Here is a 21975-nt window from a genome sequence, read left to right as displayed (position 1 = left end):
CTAGTTATGAGGTAATCTATGGTGCGAAACTCAAAGCTAGGGTACAAATTGTCCCCTAAGTCTATTCTGCGTCCATCTATTTTTCTAGGTATAATCGCATTTTTATTCGTAAGCGGAATAGTTTTTTATACAGTAAAACGTTGGCGAACTTCTGCGAATCAAGAAGTACAAGCACCGACAAAATTGCCAGAGATAAAAACTGTAACAGCTCTAGGACGGATCGAACCACAGGGAACAGTAATTAAACTCTCTGCTACCGCATCTACAGAAGGAAGTCGGGTAGAACAGTTGCTGGTGAGAGAGGGGGATACAGTCAAGGCAGGACAAGTGATTGCCATTTTGGACAATCGCGATCGCTTGCAAGCAGCATTAAAAGAGACCCAAGAAGAAGTCAAAGTCGCGCAGGCAAACCTAAACCGCACACAAGCAGGTGCTAAACGCGGTGAAATTGCCGCACAACAAGCAGAAATTGCCCGCTTAGAAGCTGAACGCCAAGGTGATATTAATACCCAAGTAGCGACAATTGCCCGATTGCAAGCTACTGTACGTAATGCCGAAGCAGAAGACCAACGCTATCAGGCACTTTATCAACAAGGAGCAATTTCCGCTTCCCAACGGGATAGCAAACGGTTAAACCTAGAAACAGCCCAAAAAAGTCTGCAAGAGGCACAAGCACAGTTAAATCGTACTCAATCAACCAGCCAGCAACAAATTAAAGAAGCCACAGCAACACTAGATCGGATTGCTGAGGTGCGAGGAGTGGATGTGAAAGCTACCCAAGCAGAAGTCAATCGTGCCTTAGCAGCAATGAATCTGGCCAAAGCAAATTTAAAACAAGCTTATGTGCGATCGCCCCAAGATGGGCGGATATTCGAGATTCACACCCGTCCTGGGGAATTGGTATCAAATGATGGCATCGCTGATATCGGACAAACCAGCCAGATGTATGTCATAGCCGAAGTCTATGAAAGCGATATCCGCAAAGTACAACCAGGACAGCAAGTCCGAATAGTTGGTGATTTCTTATCTATTGAATTGCAGGGAAAAGTGGATCGCATAGGTTTACAAGTGCGACGGCAGAATTTAATCAACACTGATCCTATTAGCAATATTGACAACAGAGTAGTAGAAGTCTATATCCAACTAGATAATGCCTCCAGCCACAAAGCTGCCAACTTTACCAATATGCAAGTTAGAGCAGTAATTGAACTTTGAATGGGGCATGGGGCATTAGGAGTGCTGAGTTAAAAGTGCTGAGTTAAGAGTCAAGAGTAAGTTATTTCTCCCCCTGCTTCCCATGCTCCTCAGTCCCCCAGTCCCCAGCCCTAAATCACCAGTCCCTAGACCCCACTATGATGCAATTACTCCATCAACTACGACGGCGAACACCTCTAGGATGGCTGCAACTGAGTCATGAAAAAAGTCGGCTGTTGGTAGCATTGTCAGGTATTGCCTTTGCTGACATTCTCATGTTTATGCAGCTTGGCTTTCAGATGGCGCTGTATGACAGTAACACAAGACTACATCGCAGTTTGCAAGCAGATGTAGTTTTAATGAGTCCTCAAGCTCGTAATCTGCAAGGTATGTCTACGTTTTCTCGCCGACGACTCTACCAAGCAATGGATATACCAGGGGTGAAGTCGGCAGAAGCGATGTATTTTAACTACATCACATGGAAAAATCCTCAAACCCGACGCGAGACAGGGGTTTTAGTTATCGGCTTTAATCCAGATAAACCAGCCTTTGATTTACCCGATGTTAACCAGCAATTGCAGGCAATCAAGCTGCCGGATACAGTCCTGTTCGACCGTAGTGCTAGAGGAGATTATCAAAAAGCGATCGCCCAAATTGATCAAGGTAAAATTCTGACAACGGAAATAGAAGGGCGCACCATTAACATTAGTGGTTTATTTAAAGTTGGGGCTTCCTTTGGCGCTGATGGTAGCCTAATCACTAGTGATCAAAACTTTTTACGGCTATTTCCTAGGCGACCATCAGGCAGTATTAGTCTAGGGTTGATTCAGCTAAAACCAGGCTATGACCCAAAAAAAGTAGCAGCAGAATTGAAAGCTTACCTAAGAAATGACGTCAGAGTACTAACCCACGCAGAATTTATCGAATTTGAGAACAACTTCTGGAGAACAAATTCCCCAATCGGATTTATTTTTAGCCTAGGTGTATCAATGGGATTTGTGGTGGGGGTGATTATCGTTTATCAAGTCCTCTCCACTGATGTCAATGCCCATGTTAAAGAATATGCCACATTCAAAGCAATGGGATATCGCAATTACTATCTACTAGGTGTGGTATTTGAAGAGGCAGTAATTTTAGCAGTGCTAGGCTTCATGCCGGGAGTGGCAGTCTCTTTATGGCTTTATCAGCTAACTCGCTGCGCTACAAATTTGCCGATGTATATGACAGCAACTCGCGGGCTGCAAGTATTAGTGCTGACTATTATCATGTGTACAGTTTCTGGGGCGATCGCTACCCGCAAACTCCAAGCTGCTGACCCCGCAGATATGTTTTAAAGCTAGTCATTTGTCATTTGTCAGTTGTCATTGGTTACTGTACATGACTAGCGAACCCGTTATCTCTATTAAAAATCTTGACCACTACTTCGGTCACGGTCAACTTCGCAAACAAGTTCTCTTTGATATCAACTTAGAGATTAATGCTGGTGAAATTATTCTGATGACAGGGCCTTCTGGTTCTGGTAAAACTACACTTCTCACCTTAGTGGGTGGCTTGCGTTCTGCCCAGTTTGGCAGTTTGCGGGTCTTGGAGCGAGAACTTTGTGGTGCTAGTGCAGAACAATTAGTGCAGGCACGGCGCTATAACGGTTATATTTTTCAGGCACACAATTTGCATTGTAGTTTGACGGCAGTCCAAAACGTCAAAATGAGCTTAGAGTTGCATCAGCACATTGGGTTAGATCAAATGCAAATCCGTTCAGCCCAAATGCTAGAGCAGGTAGGATTAGGAAAACATCTTTACTACTACCCTGATCAACTGTCCGGGGGGCAAAAACAACGAGTAGCGATCGCCCGCGCCTTGGTCAGTTATCCTCAGATTATCTTAGCAGACGAACCCACTGCCGCCCTTGATAGTCAATCGGGTCGAGATGTGGTCAATCTTATCCAAAAACTTGCTAAAGAACAAGGTTGTACCATCTTGATGGTTACCCATGATAACCGCATTTTAGACATTGGCGATCGCATTGTTCACATGGAAGATGGCAAGCTAGTGCAAGAAGGCAGCAGACAACTGGGGTCTGGGGACTGGTGATTGGGGGCAGGGAAATACAAGGGAAACAAAGGAAATAAATACAGACCAATCACTTTTAACTCCTGTACAAACGCGTAGACGCAGGGAGTGCGGCTTCTCGTAAGAGAATAATCGCGTCTGTACTCCTAACTCAACACTTTTACGTTCGGTTAGGCTCAACAGGTTTCACAATGGTAAAGGCTTAAAAAAGCAATCTATCTGACACCTCAATAAATGTGTCACTTCACCATGATTGAAACCCTATTCCATGCCTACACCCCTCTGTTAATCTGGATAGGCTTAGGACTTCTTATATCTCGGCTGGTTCCAGATAATTTTCTGAAGCTACTAGGTCAAGCGCTTTACTGGGTTGGAGTTCCACTGCAACTTTTGGTACTGGGGCGTCAGACTGACTTGTCTACTGGTGGACTAATACCTGGGGTAGTAATAGGAATCTTAGTGCTGAGTCTAGTTTTAGCCCTGTTAATCTGGTGGGGATGGCAATGGTTAATAAGTCTAAAAGTACAGCCAGAACAACAGAACCTAGATTTGCCAGTCAATGGCTCATTTTCCAGTTTTATTTCAATCCCTGATAGGGATTTATCCAAATCAGCTTCCACCACTGTAGATGGAATCACACATTTACCTACACCTGATGTGTTGGACTCCAATGAAAAGGACTATAACTCTCTGCTGCGGGCAAGCTTAGGCAGCTTTATTCTGGCTACAATTTTAGGCAATACAGGCTTTGTCGGATTGACACTCACACAAGTGCTGACCAGCTCCGAAAATACTAACTGGGCAGTATTATTCACCGTTACCAACAATGTTGTTGGTACATACGGTATTGCTGTCTTAATCGCGAGCTATTTTGGCAGAAGTCAAACTCAGAACCACTGGTGGATGCAGTTGCGGGATTTAGTAACTGTCCCCAGCTTGTGGGCATTTTTCTTTGGCTTGAATACCCAATTTGTAGAATTACCAGCAGTCGTCGAGTCAGGATTAGAACAAGCAGTTTGGGTTGTCATTGCCTTTGCCTTGCTGCTGGTAGGTTTGCGACTAGGAACCCTCAAAGGATGGAAAAATCTAGAAATTGCCTCAATAGCTAGCCTGTTAAAAGTTTTTATTGTGCCTGGATTGGTGGGATTAGGTGCTACCTATTTAGGCGTAACTGGTGAACAGCGTCTAGTACTTGTGCTGATGTCTGGAACACCCACAGGGCTTTCGGTACTAATTTTGGCAGAAGTATATGACCTGGATCGCAACTTATTGGCTAGCAGTATCGCTTTGACTTTTGTGGGGTTGTTTCTGACACTCCCCCTCTGGCTTGCCTGGTTTGGATAACCTACCTAATTTCAATTTCTAATTCCCCATTTAAGATTTCGTTAACATCTCTTGTGGATAGGAAACACTAGCGGTAATAAGCTAGTCTATGTTTCAACAAAAGCAAGAGATTTTTTGTAGCTCTATGATTACCGAGGATTACGCTAGTAATTGCAACAATAAGTTGCTCGGTTCTAGTGTCAAACATTCCACAGCCGATCGCCGCACAATAAATTGTTTAATAGGAATGTTTGTTGCTTTCCCTGTCGCCTTAGCCTTACCTGTAGACGCTTTGCAAGTACAGGTAACTCCGACTAACCCTAAATTAGGGGATACTCTGTCGGTAGAAATTAATTTAGATAATCCGGCGAATAGTCGCAATCCCACAGTGGCGAGTGGTCAGAAAACATACCCAACATTTGCAATTGCACCCAATAAGTACCGGGCTTTTGTGCCTACAACTCCACTGGAAAAAGCGGGAACTAGAAAATTTAGGATTTCGGGGAATGGCCAAGTACAAAACTTAGCCGTAAAAGTAGGCGATCGCAAATTTCCTGTACAACGTATTAATTTACCACCAGGAAAAGCTGGGGTGCAGGCTACAGAATATGAACTTAAGCGCGTAGCAGCTTTGAAAGCACTACAAACACCACAAAAGTATTGGAATGGTTTATTCATCAAGCCAAATGCTGGACGAGTGAGTACAATCTATGGTGTACGTCGCTACTATAATGGTAAATTTGCAACAGACTACTATCATCGTGGCGTAGACTACGCTGGTGCTGCCGGTTCACCCGTAACTGCCCCAGCCGCTGGACGAGTCGCTTTGGTAGGTAAGGTATCCCAAGGGTTTCGGGTTCATGGTAATGTAGTTGGCATTGACCACGGTCAAGGGGTAACCAGTATTTTCATGCACCTAAGTCGGATTAATGTTACAGAAGGTGATTTGGTGAAACCTGGTCAACTCATTGGTGCAGTAGGTTCAACAGGTGCTTCTACAGGGCCGCATTTACACTGGGGTCTATATGTCAACGGACAATCTGTTGATCCAACACCTTGGCGAACTAAGGTCGTAAATTAGTAGAGACGTAGTTGATCAATTCTGTCAAACAATTTTGTATGTTTTTTGCCAAGAATTAGGCAAAATAAACTAGATTGATACCGTCCCTACCTTACTTGGTTAGCGTAAAGATAATGAGCGTTATGAGTATCGAAAAAATTGTAGACCAAGCTCTCGAGGATGGTTATCTGACACCAGCAATGGAAGCAGAAGTCGGGCGAATCTGTGATAATGCTTCAGAACTCTCAATCGAAGAGTACATGGCACTGGATCGGCTGATGGGCGCATTGTTGACTGGTGAGGTAGTGGCGGTACCACGCAAACAATTCATTAATGTTATGGAAGAGCTGGTACTGACAGAAGCGATCGCACGAGTAGCAGAAATTGAAGCTACCAGCGAAAGCTCCTTAGACGTTGGCGATATTGCTGCCTACGCCCTCAACCGTCTGCCACCCTTGTACGCTACCACAGAAGAAGGCGCTAACTACCAGCGCCAACGTGCTAAGGCAGAACTCCAAGAATTAATTTCTCAACAATTAGGTGAGGCGATCAGCCGTTACTTAGATCGACCCAATTTCTTCCCAGAACGGCAGGCCTTGGGCAAAAGCAGTGGAAATGAAGTTGTTAGCCAAGTTAGTGCTTTACTCAGAGCATACGCACCTAACTTTGAGCAAAAATCACAACCTTAACAGTCAAGGGGAGCCACTGCGGTCTTTTCCCTACAGCCCTTCTCCTAAAAGAGACGCACTCGCGTTCGGGCATCAAGAAGGCAGGCGTTAGCCTCTCCCAAAGGGAGAAGGTGAGACGCCAAAGGCGATAGCGCAGCTAAGCCGAGTCTCCCGACTTGAGCGGACTGGCGTCAAGTGGCGTTCGAGGATCAAAATCAATACTTGGACTCTGAACTTTAGACTCTGAACTTTGGACTCTGGACTCTAGACTCTTAAATTAATTACGCACTACGACTGGTGTCCCTAAACTTACCTGCTCGTACAACAAGCGAACATCAGGATTACGCATTCTCAGACAGCCGTGTGACACAGCCGTTCCGATCAACTCAGTATCTGGTGTGCCGTGAAAGCCAATTTCATTGCGTCCATCTGTCCAAAAGCCAATCCATCTATCTCCTAAAGGGCTATCAGTACCTGCATCGAATATTTTGCCAGTAATTGGGTGACGCCAAATAGGATGATGTTGCATCCGCCTCACCTGGAAGTTACCTGTAGGCGTTTCCCAACCTTTCTTACCTATAGCCAGTGGATAGCTGGCTATCACCTCATCTTTAGCGTAGACATAAGCACGGCGATCGCTTAAATCAACAACCACTTGTGTCTTAACATTAGATGATGTTTGTGGGGATGAAGCTTGGGCAAATAAAAACTTTGGCCATTTGTCCACAGTTGAATTGTCTTTTTGTCCTGGTGCTACCAGCAGCCTCTTGCTTGGTTGGTCAGTTACACTAGCTACATTTTTGCTAATTGTTTCCGACTTAGTATGAGGTTTAATGGCAGAGGATTTTGGTGAGCGAGTAGGTATACCAGCACCCAGTGCAATTTCTCCTAAACCAGCTTCTGAAAGTTTTCTGTAGCTGCCGTCTAGGCGGCTTTGCTGAGAGTTAGGTTTAGTTAAGTTTTGCGGCAACGAAGCAGATGCAGGCTCCTCTACATAACCTTGTGCTACGGTAATGCGCCAATGCACAGCCAAAGATAAAATTGCTGTGCCAAAACAGAGCAACATTACCATACGACCTACAGATTCATTTTTTCCCATTGCCATTGTTTATCCCTGAAATATTCAGCCGATTAATTTGGAACCACTCATCAACTAATTATCAAAAATTTATAAATACTTATTATTTCCCTTATAAATTTGACAATACTTCTGGGCAAACTAAGGCTATGCAGATTGTTCCAGTAAAAAAATTCTAGTTGATAAATCGGAACTTTCCCAAGTTTTGAAAGTTGGCAGCCTCTGCTCAGGCTTCTCTCTGTAACTATCGAAATGTAGTAATTAATCATTAATGGTGTGGATGGGAGAAAAACCATGTTTGAAAAACTATTGTTAGCAGCCACAATTACATTTTCCCTCAATTTTTTTTTACAAGTTCGCTTACCCGATCGCACTAATTCTGATACTAGTTACCAACAGAATCCAGAAAAAACAGCAACCATTCTAGTGAGAAAACCGAATAAATAACAGTCATACTAACTACAGGAACTTATTAATTTAATATTTATACCAATTCTCTCTTGGCTTATTAGGATATCAAACCGTTACACATTAGCTCCAGGATCAAGTGCGTAGATGCTTCCCGTACTCCAAAGTACAAAATTTTCTTCTCTCATTCTTAAAATCATATTTACTTAGTTGTGTCAAGCGTATATAGTCAGTCATCACAAGTGGGAGAATTGTAAGTAACATTGCTGGATATCAGCCAACTGTTAACACAGGGTTAAAAGTGCGACTATGCAAGCAGTAGAAGGAGACAATCACTCTCCTGATTACTAGGAATGTAGCAAAACTTATATACTTAAGTGTTCCAGTCATAAATCCGTCACCTTAGCAAGGAACTTCCGGCTCATTAACGGGTCTAATAGAAAGGGATAATTTACAGCCAGTACGATCTATGAGTCAGTCGATTACTGTATCCTGGTCAACGGTTGATGCAAGGTGTCCAGAAGCATCAATGCCAGTTGACAAACTCTCAAATCACGATTTAATTTTGCGCTGTCAAGCAGGGCTGCGTCCAGATCGTGCTGCGTTTGCCGAACTGTTACACCGCTATCAGTCTCAAGTCGATAGAGTCTTATACCACTTGGCTCCAGATTGGGCTGACAGAGCTGATTTGGCTCAAGAAGTTTGGATTCGAGTTTATCGGAATATCAACCGATTACAAGAGCCAGCTAAATTCCGGGGCTGGTTAAGCCGCATTGCGACTAACTTGTTTTACGACGAGTTGCGGAAACGCAAGCGAGTTGTCAGTCCTTTATCGCTAGATGCCCCCCGCTCTGTAGACGACGGTGAAATGGATTGGGAAATTGCTGGAGATACCCCAGGGCCAGAGGAAGAACTTACAACTAGAGAATTTTACGAGCAATTGCGAGAAGCGATCGCGGATTTACCAGAGGTGTTTCGCACTACTATTGTCCTCAGAGAAATCGAAGGGATGGCATATGAAGAAATTGCCGAAATCACTGGAGTTTCTTTAGGAACTGTGAAGTCGAGAATAGCCAGAGCGAGATCCAGATTGCAAGCTCAGTTGCAAAATTATCTAGATACCTAATTTACAGGATCTTTCCTTCGCCTATTAGCAGAATTTAAGCATTGATTAAGAATTGTGAGGAAAAAGCAGATTGCTTCTGGTAACAGTAGGAAAAATCAGGAATTTATCCGAATTGTCCGCTCCCTTAACCCGTGTATGAATTAGTAATAGTGTTAAAATGACTACTGATTCTCAGTTTTATGACCTTTCATCCTCGCAACTTCCTAGCAATTTGTCAGATGGAATGGCTAAGCATACCAATGAATCAACGGGTTTTATGGATATGGTGAAGCGCGATCGCTTCGAGTTACTAAGTGCATACCTCGATGGTGAGGTTACAGCCGCCGAACGCAGGCAAGTAGAAGAATGGCTAGCAAAAGATGCCTCAGTTCAATGCTTGTATGCCAGACTATTAAAGCTACGGAAAGGACTGCGGACTCTCCCAGTGCCAACACCCCAACAGCCGCCAGAAGTAACAGCCCAGCAAGTATTCGTCCGGTTACGCCGCCGTTCCCGGTTAGGGTGGATGGTTGGAGGCGCGTCTATTGCTGCTTGTGTTATCGGCGCAGTGTCTGGCTTGCTCCCAGATGGACAATCAAGAGTGCCGCAACTAGCACAAAAGCCACAAATACAATCAACACAAACGAACTCAGCCTATATCGCCCCAGCGTCTCCGCTGATGGTGGGTTTAAATAACCCAGTTATCGAAATTCCTAAAGCAGCTGTAGCACCTCCTGAAAATCCATTCAATCACATACAGCCACCACAGCACGACGCCAAACAGGAGATTAATTAATTCAAAGTTGACAGTTTATTCATAGTTCATAACTGAACTTTGGCGTTAAACCGCAGCCACTCCACCAACCATCAAGTTGGAGTACACCCTTTAATTGGTAAACTCGCTCTGATGTCATTAAATAAACCCAAGCCCAACCCAGAGATAGCCCCTGTGAATCGTAAATTTCGATAATTTGCCGATGGTACAGATTTTCTGAAATTGCTCTAGTAGGCTGGTAATCTTCCAACGCATCTAGCTCATTTAAAATTTCTGGGTTGGTGAAAGAGAGTAAATAGCCGTGAACTTGGGCATCCCCTAGCGTCATTGCTGGGTAGCCCATCGGCAAACCAAACAGTTTACCTGCTGCAAAAGCTCTTTTAACATCTACTATCTTGTCAGCACAATATCTTTTATAATTAGCCTCACCTGGTTTAAGAGTGCCGTAGACAAAAACTCGCACTCCTTCAGAAAATTTTATTTTTGATTCAGCCATCGCTTATTTTAACCATCTGATTTGTTTGCCTAGCATCTACAATATGGAGGCAGATAAGATTACAGACCAGTAGGAGAATTTTTGGTGGATTCCCGATATAACCCAGCAGCAATTGAGGAAAAATGGCAAAAAACATGGATAGAAAGTGGCTTAGACAAGACATCTACAGCTAGCAATAAGCCAAAATTCTACGCTCTATCCATGTTTCCTTATCCATCGGGCAGCCTGCACATGGGTCACGTCCGTAATTATACGATAACCGACGTGATTGCCCGCCTCAAGCGAATGCAAGGGTATCGGGTACTACACCCAATGGGTTGGGATGCCTTTGGCTTACCAGCAGAAAATGCTGCTATTGACCGTGGCGTCCCACCAGCAAAGTGGACTTATCAAAATATTGCCCAGATGCGGCAGCAACTGCAACGTCTCGGTTTGTCTATCGACTGGGATAGCGAAGTTGCCACTTGTTCACCAGATTATTACAAGTGGACGCAGTGGATTTTCTTGCAGTTTTTGCAAGCGGGGTTAGCTTACCAAAAAGAAGCAGCGGTAAACTGGGATCCCATTGACCAAACTGTACTAGCTAACGAGCAAGTTGATAATGAAGGACGTTCTTGGCGCAGCGGGGCAATAGTTGAGCGCAAATTATTGCGGCAGTGGTTTTTAAAGATTACCGACTACGCCGAAGAATTGCTTAATGATCTGGATAAGTTGACAGGTTGGCCAGAACGCGTCAAGTTGATGCAAGCAAATTGGATTGGCAAATCGACGGGCGCGTATTTGGAATTTCCGATCATTGGGTCGGATGAAAAAATTGGTGTTTATACCACCCGCCCAGACACAGTTTATGGTGTTAGCTACGTCGTATTAGCACCAGAACATCCCTTAACAAAGCGGGTTACTACAAAGGAACAACAAGCCGCGGTAGAGGCATTTATTAAAGAGGTTTCCAATCAAAGTGAATTGGAACGTACCGCAGAAGACAAACCTAAGCGGGGTATCCCTACTGGTGGCAAGGTAGTTAACCCATTTACTGAGGAAGAGGTTCCGATCTGGATTGCTGACTATGTACTGTATGAGTATGGTACTGGGGCAGTGATGGGTGTACCAGCGCATGATGTGCGGGATTTTAAGTTTGCTCAAACTTATGATTTACCGATTGATTTTGTGATTGCTGCTCCAGATGATGTTGCAGGTTTTGACTTAACGCCAACATCAGACACAGATGAAATTACACAACTTGTCCAGATTGAATATAACGAAGCATACACCGAACCAGGAATTTTAATTAATTCTGGGCTTTTTACTGGTATGACTTCTACAGATGCTAAACAAGCGATTACTGAATACGCCGAAAAACAAGGTTTTGGTAAAGTGCGGGTGCAATATCGCTTGCGAGATTGGTTGATTTCGCGGCAGCGATACTGGGGCGCACCGATACCTGTAATTCATTGTCCTAACTGTGGAATAGTGCCAGTTCCTGACAAAGATTTACCAGTACAGTTGCCGGAAGAGGTGGAATTTACTGGACGTGGTGGTTCACCTTTGACTCAGTTGTCAAGTTGGATGAATGTTCCTTGTCCAACTTGTGGTACTCCAGCGAAGCGAGAAACCGACACGATGGATACCTTTATTGATTCCTCGTGGTATTTCTTGCGGTTTCCTGACGCTAAGAACGAGCAGCAGGTTTTTGATTCTACTACAACCGACGACTGGATGCCAGTTGATCAGTACGTGGGTGGAATTGAACACGCGATTTTGCATTTGTTGTATTCGCGGTTTTTTACTAAGGTACTGCGAGACAGAGGCTTGCTGAACTTTGATGAACCGTTCCAACGCCTGTTAACTCAAGGTATGGTACAGGGGTTAACTTACCTGAATCCGAACAAAGGTGGTAAGGATAAATGGATTCCCTCTAATCTTGTAAATTCAATTGATCCTCGTGACCCTCAAACAGGTGAGCCACTGCAACGTCTTTACGCCACTATGTCTAAGTCAAAAGGCAATGGTGTAGCACCAGAAGACGTAATTGCTAAATACGGTGTAGACACAGCCCGGATGTTCATCTTGTTCAAAGCGCCGCCAGAAAAAGACCTGGAATGGGATGAAGCTGATGTAGAAGGACAATTCCGCTTTTTAAATCGGGTTTGGCGTTTGGTGACAGATTATGTTGCTGCTGGGGTATCCCGCAAGAAAGCCCCAGCTGATTTAACTAAACCGGAAAAAGAATTGCGGCGGGCAATTCACACTGCTATTAAAGCGGTGACAGAAGATTTTGAGGACGAGTACCAATTCAACACAGCTGTTTCAGAATTGATGAAGTTGAGTAATGCCCTGACTGATGCCGAGAGCAAAAATTCACCAATTTATGCAGAAGGTATTCAGACTTTGGTCGTGTTGTTAGCGCCATTAGCACCTCACATTGCTGAGGAATTATGGCAGTTATTGGGTAACAGCGAGTCAGTTCACACTCAGACTTGGCCGTCTTTTGACTCGGCTGCTTTGGTAGCTGATGAAATCACTTTGGTGATTCAAATTAACGGCAAAACTCGCGGTGCGCTTCAAGTGCCGGCGCAAGCAGATAAAGCAGCGTTGGAGAAATACGCCCGTGAATCAGAAGTTGCCCAGCGTTACCTTGAGGATAAAGAAATTAAAAAGGTAATTGTAGTGCCTGGAAAGTTGGTGAATTTTGTAGTCGTTTAAGAGCAAAGGGTAGCGGACACGGGGACAATTTAATTTTTGGCGTTGTCTAAGCTAGACATAGCGTATCGGAGACAAGCTATCGTCAGAAACGGCAGAAGCGTGTACAGAAAACTCTGGCAGCCCTGTCTTCATACCAATTCAATTAATGATTGCAACACATTTTTGGATGAAGACGCGATTCATCGCGTCTCTACAGATGGTCTATTTGTCATATTCTTTTTTCAAATTCGTATCACCGTGTCTTCCCTTTGCATCCATCTTACGCTTGAAGTGGAATCTCAATGATAAACTCTGTTCCCTTGCCAAAATTGGAAATGCACTGTAAGCGACCTCCATGTTTTTCCTCGACAATTTGACTAGCAATAGACAAACCTAGACCTGTGCCTTTGTCTACCCCCTTGGTGGTAAACAGATGATCAAATATTTTTTGCTGGATTTCCTTTGAGATTCCACAACCATTATCTTGGATACGGATAGCAACATGGCTGTGGTCAGCTAACATCTCGGTGCGAATGATAATCTGGTTAGGATTTTTCTGAATATCTTTAAAGGAGCATTTCAAGTTAGTTTCCTCGAAAGCGTCAATGGCATTGGCAAGGATATTCATAAATACTTGGTTAAGCTGTCCAGGGAAACACTCTACATTTGGTAAGTCTCCATACTCTTTGATTACTTGAATAGCAGGACGGTTTTCGTTGGATTTGAGACGATATTTGAGAATTAGCAGAGTGCTATCGATACCAGAGTGAACGTTGAACGGTACTTTTTGTGAATTGTCTGAACGTGAGAAAGTTCGCAGAGAAGTGCTGATGTTACTGATGCGATCGCACCCCAGTTGCATGGAGCTAATCATTCGTGGTAAGTCTTCCAGTAGGAACTCTAGATCAATCTCTTTGGCATCATGGCAAATTGCTGGCACAGAATCAGGATAGTGTTGCTGATAGAGTTTTAAATGATTGAGCAGGTCTTGCATATATTCAGAGATGTGGATGAGATTCCCCGCAATAAAGCCTACAGGATTGTTGATTTCGTGGGCGACTCCAGCAACAAGGTTGCCCAACGCTGACATTTTTTCCGTTTGAATGAGTTGGGATTGGGTTTTTTGTAGTTCTAATAGTGCTTGTTGAGTACGTTGAGCATTGCTACAAGCTTCGGTATAAAGTTGTGCTTGGTTGAGGGCAATCACTAGCTGCTCTCTGACTTCTTTGAGTAATTCTACTTCCTCCTGCTGCCAAGGAAGCAAGCTAGTACTACGACCACACAGGAGTACACCAATAGTATTAGAGGGAGTGCAAAGCTTTTGTGCCAATACACAAGTAAATCCCTTGAAGAGTAAGAACTCTCGCAACGCAGGTTCATTAAGAGTCTTAACTTCATCAACTTGCAAAATTTTCTGACTCAGTAACTTTTCTACTAAAGGCTCCACATCTTCAATAGAATACATACTCAGAAAATGAGGCGACTGAGGATTTTTGGCTTCACACACTGTTTCCCAGCTAGGAGGTGTGGCATCGGGATTATACCAACAGAAACTACAATAATCAATTTGCAACAGGTCACGAATTTCGCAGACTGCGGTTTTGAGAATTATACTCAGTTCAAGAGAGTTACCGATTTGGCTTGATAGACGGCTTCTGAGCAAGTCTTCCCGTTGGGTAAACTTTTGGAGCTTAGCTTCTGTCTGTTGGCGTTCTCTAATTTCCTTGAGGAAATTTTTATTGGTTTGTTCCTGTTGACGATGAGTGTGGATGTAGTCCAGGATTAGTCCAGCAAGCGGCACTAGGTAAGCAATAATCTTTAAGAAATGAGCAATGTTGAAGTGATTATCGAACAGAGCCGTTGAGCCAAAAGCCATATGAATTTGGGTGGCGGCATTGGGAATGCTACTGATAATCAATCCGTGAGAGAATAGACTAGGATACTTACGGTAGAAGCGTGGGTAAATCAGGATGCCAGCCAGAAGAAAAAGAATCAAAGGAAATATATCCCAAGGTCGGGTGACGAATGACTTGGGAAAAATGGTTTGTGGTAGGACTTGATTGCTAGCACAAGCATGAATTATGCTGTAACAGAGCAACCCAAAGCCTAAGCTTACTAAAATTACAAAACCGAGATTACCTCGCCACTGCTTAGATTTACCTGCCAGAAAAATGCTGACACCAATTATGGTTAGCAAAACATTGCAGAGTCGGCAAAGCGCCCAGGTAAAGGGGACGAGGTTGCGGTTATCAGCGACGACTTCAATTAAACGGTCAGCAGCTAAGGTGTGGAACGCATCCATTAATCCTGCACACAACAGAGTGACTCCAATAATTGGCGTGGTGACATCGTACTTAATACTGAAGTGAGCAAAAGCCAGAATGACCGTGAAGATGGCTGCACAGAAGGCACTCCACTCTAGAATTGTGTGGATAAAACTGCCTGCCAAAGTGTGGTAAATCACTTCTGTAACTTCATTGGCTTTGCCAGAGACTCCCTCTAAATTTAGGGGTACTTGTGCTGAACCAAAATTTACTCCCAACAAATTCAATGTAAATGGCAGCACACAAATTAGCCACACTGCCCAAATTAATTGCTTCGGGAGTTTTGGGGTTTGATGAGAGTCTGTAGCCAGCACAAAAACCTCTTAAATATAAATTAATGATTCGGATAAAAACAAAGAGTTGATGGAATTTGCTTTCTTTTGAAAAAAAGCATCCGTTGCGCGAAAAGCACTTCCATAACTCTAGTTTTCCCAAAACCTATGCCGACTTTTACTGTCCATCTAAATTACAATAGACTCTCATCATGACCATTAAGCGCAGACAATTTCTTACAGCCTGTGGGCTAGCTGCCATAGCTAGCCAGACGCCATTAGTTGCCGCCCAAGGTAAGCTATATCCAAACACTATTCTCAAACCACCGCGCTTACAAATAGGCGATACAGTAGGATTGATTGCCCCTGCGGGTATCATTGAACCTAAAGATATCGAAACTGCGAAAGAAGAGTTATTAAAATTAGGCTTAAAAGTCAAGGTAGGGGCGCATATTTTAGATCGTTACGGCTATTTAGCTGGTAAAGATAGCGATCGCGCCGATGATATTAATTATATGTTTAGCGATCACTCTGTGAAAGCAATCATTGCTATGCGTGGTGGCTGGGGCTGTAATCGCATCTTACCCTTACTGAACTACTCGCTCATCCGTTCCCATCCGAAAATTATTATGGGATACAGCGATATTACTTCTCTGTTGTTAGCAATTAATGCCCGCACGCGAATGATTACTTTTCACGGGCCAGTTGCCACGTCTACCTGGAATCAGTTTACGGTAGATTACTTCAAGCGCATCCTATTTAATGCTGAAGCAGTAACAATGCAAAATCTTACCGGGGAAGTTGCAGTGGAGACAATCGCACCAGGAAAAGCAAGGGGTAAACTTGTGGGTGGTAACTTGTCAGTGTTAGCAGCGATGGTAGGCTCACCTGACTTGCCTTCCTGGAACAAAAGCATCTTGTTTGTGGAAGAAATTGGTGAGGATGTTTACCGTGTAGACCGGATGCTGACGCAGTTAAAAAACGCCGGGATTCTTAACCAAATTGCTGGCTTTATTTTTGGACAATGTACTAATTGTCGTCTTGGGGATGAGCCTTCATTTACTTTGAAGCAAGTATTACAAGACCACATACTTCCCTTAAAAATTCCTGCTTGGTATGGTTCAATGATTGGGCATATGAAGGATAAATTTACTATGCCAATTGGTATAGAAGTGGAAATGAATGCTGATATTGGGACAATTCAGATGTTAGAGGCATCTGTCAAAAAATAAAAGATAGGGGTGTAAAAAGACTTTTCATCTTATATCTTTAGACTTTTGATTCACATATATTTCATTTAGAAATATAGCGATTTCTAAAATCAATTATTGTCTGACGGTAAACACTTGGCATTCCTATATCAAAATACTGACCTTTAACAACATATCCGGTCATTCCTTCTTCCTGACGTAATCTATCTAGACAAGATGTTAACTGAAATTCGCCTCGTTCTCGAAAATTGTGATTAATGTGTTCTTCTAAACAATCAAAAATTTTGGGTGTTAATACATACAAACCAAATATACATAAAAACTCATTGTCGGCTATTCCCTCTACACGCAGATGCTGGTATGCATATTCAATGCTAGGTTTTTCATAAAGTTGTGTAACTTCAAGAATTGAGTTGAACTCTTGCCAAACTCCTGTTACACACCCAGCTTTATAAAGAATCTCTGTTGGTATTGTAGTTAAGCTAACAACACTTTTATTGACTTGTTCGTAAATATCTAAAATTTGACGCGCACAAGATTTTTCAGTGTCAGATGCATAAATATGATCACCCAACATGAGCAGAAATGGCTCATGTTTTACCCAGTCTTTAGCACAAAAGACTGCATGACCATAGCCTTCTTGTTCTTCTTGGGTTAAGATTGCAACTTTGCTACCTAAATCTTGAAGATATTGGCTGTACTCTTTATTTTCTGCTGAAAGTTTGTGGAAAAGTTCTTTTTTAGGTGGATTTTTAAATAAATCTTCAAATATTTCTCTGTCATCCGGCTGTACTACTATGCCAATTTCTGTAATTCCAGCACTAATTGCCTCTTCAATAATCGCTAGAATTACAGGTTTTGCCCTACCATCTCGGTCAATTATTGGGAAAAGTTCTTTTTTAACAACTTTGGTAGCTGGAAACAACCGAGTGCCAAAACCAGCCGCCGGAATCACAGCTTTGTTAACTTTTTTTATAAGCATAAATCCACAGTTTTAAATATTACGTTTGGAGAAAGTTATATTTGATATTTGTAATTTTATTACTTTAAAAAGAGAGTATGCATTTCTTACCAAAAGAGTACCCTAAAAAACTGAGGAGTTTGCAAGTTCTTTCAGCCTCACTTCGCTTTTATATCAATGTCTGAGCCTTCACAGACAAGCTTGATGGCGATTCTTTCCATTGCTAAATTGTGCTATTTGCTTTTATCCACAGGGGGAGCGCTGCTTAAGTAAATGCTAGTTATTTATAATATTTTATACTTAATACATAGAATTCCTTCGATTTTGCTCGGTCTTGTTCATACCATGAACAGTGAGTCGTTTTTAACTAGGTCAGTTTAGAAACTGTCACTCTCTAGATTCCCTATTTTATAGTGAAAGAGATATCTTATTTAATGCAAGGAGTGATACCATTTCACAACGTGTTTGTCACAAGTTATGCTTGTAATTCTCCCTCTAAAGGAAGTATTACGGTTTTCAAGTGTTGCAACAAACAAGTGTGTTGGTGTAAAATTATACGAAAATGTGCTTGGTGAGCAAAACTCCAAGTGCTTTTTCGTATGTGTATAAAAAATTTTGTTATTTTAGTAGAATATTGCTGTTTTGAAATGCCCAGACAATCAAAGTATAAAACTAAGCTAATAAATTAAGCTGAGGTAAATAGGTTAAACGGTAATGCCAATTCATCAGCTATTACAGTTAATTAGATTTCAAAATACAAACCTGTATAAATTAAATTGACTCAATACATCAAAATTTCTAAAAATATTTACTTAGATAGACGAATATTGTAATTTAGTCAATCTTGAGAATTATTTTGAGGGAATAGGTAGGCGATCGCAGCGTAACCAGATGCAGTGAGTAGACTAACCAAAAGAGCAGCCAGAACAACAGTAGACATATTAAAAATCAGATTATTTTTGCTCATGTGTCATGTTGGTCTGTAGACACAACGGATTTGAACTAACGGCAACTCCTTTATCACCTCGAAAAATTGTGGCGATGCAAAGTTCACCCTGATAAAAATCAGTATTTTCGGTATTTCCAAGCTAGCAAGCGGATATGACACAGCCGTGACTAGCTTGTGTCAATCCCTTGTATCTGAAGTATTTTCTTTGAACTCAAGCCAAAGGTAGAAAAAAGCGAAAGGTACTGCCAATTCCTAATTCGCTTTCTACCTGAATCTGACCGCCTTGTAACTCAACCAAACGGCGTGAGATCGTTAAACCAATCCCGGTTCCACCAGAATGGCGATCGCGCGATTCGTCAGCTCGCCAGAAGCGCTCAAACACATGAGGTAAATTTTGTGGGGCAATACCGATGCCTGTATCAACAACTGCAATCCAGAGTTTAGATGCTTCAGTCTCAGCACGAAGAGTAATTGAACCTTTGGCTGTGTAGCGCACTGCATTCCCAAGCAAGTTGACTAATACCTGTTCTGTGCGGTCAATATCTGCCATAACCGGAGGCAGCACAGATGGACACTCCAACTGCAAAACTGGGCCATCTTCTAATAGCTGGTCAGTAAATTTCTCCACTAATGACTCTAACAATGGACGCAGGTTTACCCGCTGTATATTAATTGGCAGATAACCAGCTTCTGCCTTAGAGAGTTCTTGTAAATCATTCACCAACCGCTCTAAGCGCTTAGTTTCTTTTGCTAAACGCCGATAAATTTCTGGAGATGCTTCAATTTCCCCATCAGCTAGTTCCTCCAAGTAACCGCGCACGACTGTTAGCGGTGTTCGTAGTTCATGGGTCATGTCACCAATCAGTTCACGCCGTCGCGCTTCCACTCCTTCTAAACTGACTGCCATGCGGTTGAAACTCACGCCCAGTCTATTGAGTTCTGGAATGTCAGATGAAGGTAGTCGTGCATTCATCTCACCAGCAGCAAATTTTTGGGTAATTTGCTCCATCTCGGTCAGCCGCTGCATAATCCGTTTGGATACCCAATAACTTAATCCTCCTGCTGCGGTAGTACCAACTAACACTGACCAAACAGTACTTCGCCGCCAAGCAAGTTCAAATCCTGTAACCAATTCAGGACGGATATCGATTAAATCGAATCCCTGACTTTCTAATCGTTCCAAATGTAAGACAAACAAACGGGGGGAAGAGATTTTGCTAATTATGACTAGACTAACTACTCCCACTAACATTACTACTAGGTGGGAGAAAAATAGGCGCGATGCCAAAGGCAAGGATTTCGTCCAACGCATACCTATTTTCATGATGATCACGCCATTGGAGAATCTTCAAATTTATAACCTACTCCAACCACAGTTTTAATAAAAGTGGGACTCGCAGGATCTGGCTCAATCTTTTTTCGCAATCGAGCCACATGAGTATCGACCACGCGCTCATCACCAAAAAAGTTATCGCCCCAAAGTTTGTCAATTAATTGGGTGCGGTTCCAAACACGGCCAGGATTGCTCACAAAGGTGCTGAGCAAGTTAAATTCTAAGGTAGTTAAGTCAAGAATTTCTGGTTGCTGAGAATTCATCTGGCGACTGGCAGTGCGCTGGTCTACATCTACTATAAAATGTTGGGTGCGATTGACCTGATGTTGTCCGCCTTGGCGGAGGCTACGCCGCAATAGCGCTCGCACTCTGGCTACCAACTCTCTAGGGCTAAAAGGTTTGACCATGTAATCATCAGCGCCTGTAGACAAACCAATTACGCGATCAATTTCTTCACCCTTTGCTGTAAGCATTAGAATATAAGGATCTTTTGCACCTGGTTTTTGGCGAATTCTGGCACATACTTCTAGCCCATCTAAACCAGGAATCATTAAATCTAGAATGATTAAATCAGGTGGTTGCTCTTGAAACATCCGCAAGGCATTCATGCCATCGCGGCTAATACGACAGTAAAACCCTTCTTTTTCTAAAGAAAGTTGGATTAAATGAGCAATTTCTGCTTCATCTTCAACTATTAAAATATCCATTTAAATTAGGTTTGAGAAAAATACGCAGAGTCATTCTCTAGTTTGTGAAGAAAGAGTGTAAGGGCGTAGAGAAATTCCATCAATAAATTGCAGCAACTCTTGGCAACAACATAGTTAATTATGTATTTACCTGTATTAATCAGTGTATTCAAAGATTTTTTATTAATGGATTAAGTTACTGTGTACTTTTATTGAGGTTTATCCCACTCATACCCATACACTTACAAAATAAAAGGTTTTAGTTATTTTGCTTAAGAAAATTACTACAGATATTGCAGTAATTAAAGGTTTGAATTGGACGAAGCTCGATAACTGTAGCCGATATTAGAATCTTTTTGAATGTGTTTTTTAATGCTATCAAGGTCAATAAAGCAATCAGCAACATCAATTAAACTTTCGCTGGTCATTGTTCGCAAACTCACCACTTCTACACGAACACCCATTCTGCTGACAGCGTTCACAGCATAGGCTAGGTCTCCATCTCCACTAACTAAAACCGCAGTATTATAGTAGGGAGCTAAATTTAGCATATCTACAGCAATTTCTACATTCAGATTTGATTTTTTTAAATTCTCTGAAAGTAACACTAAATCTTTGGTTACTACACGATAGCCATGACGACGCATCCACAATAGAAAACCTTGTTGCTTTTCATTACTGCTATCAACACCGGTATAGAAGAAAGCACGCAAAAGTCGAGAACCGTTAGTTAAACGACAAAGCAATTTAACATAGTCAATTTCAATGCCGAGTTGTAAAGCTGTTTGAAATAAATTTAAACCATCAATAAAAATAGCAACTCTCCCGCGATTTAAACCATTGAAAACGGTATCATCAATTGCAGGGGTATCTCGCATTTTCGTATCTTGACCTTTAACACTGGTGTTATTCATAGATTGTCCTTGCCAGTGTGGTTTTTCTTTAAGAACTTTATAATCATCTAATTCGTTCTTTTGCGTGTTAAAAATATTAATAGCCATTGATTTAAACCTCTGGATTTTAAATGGGGAATTAGTTTTGAGTAAATTTTCAAAAGATAGTCTGTGCTGATTTACAACCCTACCAGTAAATGGTCTTCAGTCATTAGATGCAAATAAACTTAACTCGTTAAGTGTGTACAAATTCTCAAGCGCGGTCAGCAAAGGTTTTCACTATTGCAATGGCTGGGTAATCTGTCCACAGATATTCTAGTCTTTACCCATTTAGACTGCACAAACTTGGGTAAAAGAGAATTTCTGTAAGAGTATCGGCTAAAATGAGCGATCGCCATCTATCTACTTTTATTTTAACTCTGGATTTTTAGAAGCTTACGACTATGGAATTCATGCATATTATTCACTGATATTCACTTCACTCTAA

General features: G+C 42.3%; 19 protein-coding genes. 11 read left to right on the top strand and 8 right to left on the bottom strand.

The window, feature by feature from the left end:
* Positions 1–21: 21 nt before the first annotated feature.
* The 6 genes from WKK05_RS31595 to WKK05_RS31570 all read left to right on the top strand — a co-directional run bounded on the left by WKK05_RS31595 (position 22) and on the right by WKK05_RS31570 (position 6336).
* The gene (locus WKK05_RS31595; RefSeq protein ID WP_341531241.1) at positions 22–1215 is read left to right on the top strand and encodes an ABC exporter membrane fusion protein; all 1194 of its coding nucleotides are present in this window, start codon (positions 22–24) and stop codon (positions 1213–1215) included.
* 140 nt (positions 1216–1355) lie between these two features.
* A complete protein-coding gene (gene devC, locus WKK05_RS31590) occupies positions 1356–2528 on the top strand; it encodes an ABC transporter permease DevC (protein ID WP_341531240.1) in 1173 nt (390 codons plus the stop codon).
* A 43-nt stretch (positions 2529–2571) separates the two neighbouring features.
* Positions 2572–3285, top strand: a complete 714-nt coding sequence (locus WKK05_RS31585) for a DevA family ABC transporter ATP-binding protein (protein ID WP_341526946.1) — start codon at positions 2572–2574, stop codon at positions 3283–3285.
* A gap of 228 nt (positions 3286–3513) precedes the next feature.
* Positions 3514–4608, top strand: coding sequence for an AEC family transporter (locus tag WKK05_RS31580; protein ID WP_341526945.1), 1095 nt, complete (start codon positions 3514–3516; stop codon positions 4606–4608).
* Positions 4609–4732: 124 nt separating this feature from the next.
* Complete coding sequence (locus WKK05_RS31575) at positions 4733–5668, top strand: M23 family metallopeptidase (protein WP_341526944.1); 936 nt, start codon at positions 4733–4735, stop codon at positions 5666–5668.
* Positions 5669–5790: 122 nt separating this feature from the next.
* Positions 5791–6336, top strand: a complete 546-nt coding sequence (locus WKK05_RS31570) for a late competence development ComFB family protein (protein ID WP_341526943.1) — start codon at positions 5791–5793, stop codon at positions 6334–6336.
* Positions 6337–6592: 256 nt separating this feature from the next.
* On the opposite strand, the gene WKK05_RS31565 is transcribed toward WKK05_RS31570, so the two are convergent.
* Complete coding sequence (locus WKK05_RS31565; protein ID WP_341526942.1) at positions 6593–7420, bottom strand: L,D-transpeptidase; 828 nt, start codon at positions 7418–7420, stop codon at positions 6593–6595.
* 267 nt (positions 7421–7687) lie between these two features.
* Here WKK05_RS31565 and WKK05_RS31560 point away from each other — a divergent pair, with 267 nt between their 5' ends.
* The 3 genes from WKK05_RS31560 to WKK05_RS31550 all read left to right on the top strand — a co-directional run bounded on the left by WKK05_RS31560 (position 7688) and on the right by WKK05_RS31550 (position 9702).
* Positions 7688–7840 carry a hypothetical protein gene (locus WKK05_RS31560; RefSeq protein WP_341526941.1) on the top strand — a complete coding sequence of 51 codons (153 nt, stop codon included), beginning with the start codon at positions 7688–7690 and terminating at the stop codon, positions 7838–7840.
* A 430-nt stretch (positions 7841–8270) separates the two neighbouring features.
* The gene (locus tag WKK05_RS31555; RefSeq protein ID WP_341526940.1) at positions 8271–8927 is read left to right on the top strand and encodes a sigma-70 family RNA polymerase sigma factor; all 657 of its coding nucleotides are present in this window, start codon (positions 8271–8273) and stop codon (positions 8925–8927) included.
* Between the two features lie 157 nt (positions 8928–9084).
* On the top strand, positions 9085–9702 hold the full coding sequence (locus WKK05_RS31550) for a zf-HC2 domain-containing protein (RefSeq protein WP_341526939.1): 618 nt from the start codon (positions 9085–9087) through the stop codon (positions 9700–9702).
* Positions 9703–9721: 19 nt separating this feature from the next.
* Here the strand turns inward: WKK05_RS31550 and WKK05_RS31545 are convergent, their stop codons facing one another.
* Positions 9722–10177: a gamma-glutamylcyclotransferase gene (locus WKK05_RS31545; protein ID WP_341526938.1), complete on the bottom strand. Its 456-nt coding sequence runs from the start codon at positions 10175–10177 to the stop codon at positions 9722–9724.
* Positions 10178–10261: 84 nt separating this feature from the next.
* Between WKK05_RS31545 and leuS the strand changes: the two genes are divergently transcribed.
* Entirely contained in the window at positions 10262–12880 is a 2619-nt protein-coding gene (gene leuS, locus WKK05_RS31540; RefSeq protein ID WP_341531239.1) for a leucine--tRNA ligase, read from the top strand.
* A gap of 259 nt (positions 12881–13139) precedes the next feature.
* Here leuS and WKK05_RS31535 read toward each other — a convergent pair whose 3' ends face one another.
* The gene (locus WKK05_RS31535; protein WP_341526937.1) at positions 13140–15497 is read right to left on the bottom strand and encodes an ATP-binding protein; all 2358 of its coding nucleotides are present in this window, start codon (positions 15495–15497) and stop codon (positions 13140–13142) included.
* 170 nt (positions 15498–15667) lie between these two features.
* Here WKK05_RS31535 and WKK05_RS31530 point away from each other — a divergent pair, with 170 nt between their 5' ends.
* On the top strand, positions 15668–16687 hold the full coding sequence (locus WKK05_RS31530; RefSeq protein WP_341526936.1) for an LD-carboxypeptidase: 1020 nt from the start codon (positions 15668–15670) through the stop codon (positions 16685–16687).
* A 61-nt stretch (positions 16688–16748) separates the two neighbouring features.
* Here the strand turns inward: WKK05_RS31530 and WKK05_RS31525 are convergent, their stop codons facing one another.
* The 5 genes from WKK05_RS31525 to WKK05_RS31505 all read right to left on the bottom strand — a co-directional run bounded on the left by WKK05_RS31525 (position 16749) and on the right by WKK05_RS31505 (position 21596).
* Positions 16749–17648 carry a UTP--glucose-1-phosphate uridylyltransferase gene (locus WKK05_RS31525; RefSeq protein ID WP_341526935.1) on the bottom strand — a complete coding sequence of 300 codons (900 nt, stop codon included), beginning with the start codon at positions 17646–17648 and terminating at the stop codon, positions 16749–16751.
* Positions 17649–18465: 817 nt separating this feature from the next.
* Positions 18466–18594 (bottom strand): hypothetical protein, encoded by a 129-nt coding sequence (locus WKK05_RS31520; protein WP_341526934.1) that lies wholly within the window; start codon positions 18592–18594, stop codon positions 18466–18468.
* 193 nt (positions 18595–18787) lie between these two features.
* Positions 18788–19903, bottom strand: coding sequence for a HAMP domain-containing sensor histidine kinase (locus tag WKK05_RS31515; RefSeq protein ID WP_341531238.1), 1116 nt, complete (start codon positions 19901–19903; stop codon positions 18788–18790).
* Between the two features lie 2 nt (positions 19904–19905).
* On the bottom strand, positions 19906–20616 hold the full coding sequence (locus WKK05_RS31510) for a response regulator transcription factor (RefSeq protein WP_341526933.1): 711 nt from the start codon (positions 20614–20616) through the stop codon (positions 19906–19908).
* A 281-nt stretch (positions 20617–20897) separates the two neighbouring features.
* Positions 20898–21596: an NYN domain-containing protein gene (locus tag WKK05_RS31505; RefSeq protein ID WP_341526932.1), complete on the bottom strand. Its 699-nt coding sequence runs from the start codon at positions 21594–21596 to the stop codon at positions 20898–20900.
* Positions 21597–21975 lie beyond the last annotated feature (379 nt).

This window comes from Nostoc sp. UHCC 0302, assembly GCF_038096175.1.
Lineage (GTDB): Bacteria > Cyanobacteriota > Cyanobacteriia > Cyanobacteriales > Nostocaceae > UHCC-0302.
This window is presented reverse-complemented; position numbering and strand designations above follow the sequence as displayed.

Bases quoted from the DNA above. Each gene is read 5' to 3' on its own strand.
- WKK05_RS31555 (WP_341526940.1), top strand. From the start codon at position 8,271: ATGAGTCAGTCGATTACTGTATCCTGGTCAACGGTTGATGCAAGGTGT.
- WKK05_RS31575 (WP_341526944.1), top strand. From the start codon at position 4,733: ATGATTACCGAGGATTACGCTAGTAATTGCAACAATAAGTTGCTCGGT.
- WKK05_RS31520 (WP_341526934.1), bottom strand. From the start codon at position 18,594: ATGAGCAAAAATAATCTGATTTTTAATATGTCTACTGTTGTTCTGGCT.
- WKK05_RS31570 (WP_341526943.1), top strand. From the start codon at position 5,791: ATGAGTATCGAAAAAATTGTAGACCAAGCTCTCGAGGATGGTTATCTG.
- WKK05_RS31550 (WP_341526939.1), top strand. From the start codon at position 9,085: ATGACTACTGATTCTCAGTTTTATGACCTTTCATCCTCGCAACTTCCT.
- WKK05_RS31580 (WP_341526945.1), top strand. From the start codon at position 3,514: ATGATTGAAACCCTATTCCATGCCTACACCCCTCTGTTAATCTGGATA.
- WKK05_RS31585 (WP_341526946.1), top strand. From the start codon at position 2,572: ATGACTAGCGAACCCGTTATCTCTATTAAAAATCTTGACCACTACTTC.
- WKK05_RS31525 (WP_341526935.1), bottom strand. From the start codon at position 17,648: ATGCTTATAAAAAAAGTTAACAAAGCTGTGATTCCGGCGGCTGGTTTT.
- WKK05_RS31545 (WP_341526938.1), bottom strand. From the start codon at position 10,177: ATGGCTGAATCAAAAATAAAATTTTCTGAAGGAGTGCGAGTTTTTGTC.
- devC (WP_341531240.1), top strand. From the start codon at position 1,356: ATGCAATTACTCCATCAACTACGACGGCGAACACCTCTAGGATGGCTG.
- WKK05_RS31530 (WP_341526936.1), top strand. From the start codon at position 15,668: ATGACCATTAAGCGCAGACAATTTCTTACAGCCTGTGGGCTAGCTGCC.
- WKK05_RS31505 (WP_341526932.1), bottom strand. From the start codon at position 21,596: ATGGCTATTAATATTTTTAACACGCAAAAGAACGAATTAGATGATTAT.
- WKK05_RS31565 (WP_341526942.1), bottom strand. From the start codon at position 7,420: ATGGCAATGGGAAAAAATGAATCTGTAGGTCGTATGGTAATGTTGCTC.
- WKK05_RS31560 (WP_341526941.1), top strand. From the start codon at position 7,688: ATGTTTGAAAAACTATTGTTAGCAGCCACAATTACATTTTCCCTCAAT.
- WKK05_RS31510 (WP_341526933.1), bottom strand. From the start codon at position 20,616: ATGGATATTTTAATAGTTGAAGATGAAGCAGAAATTGCTCATTTAATC.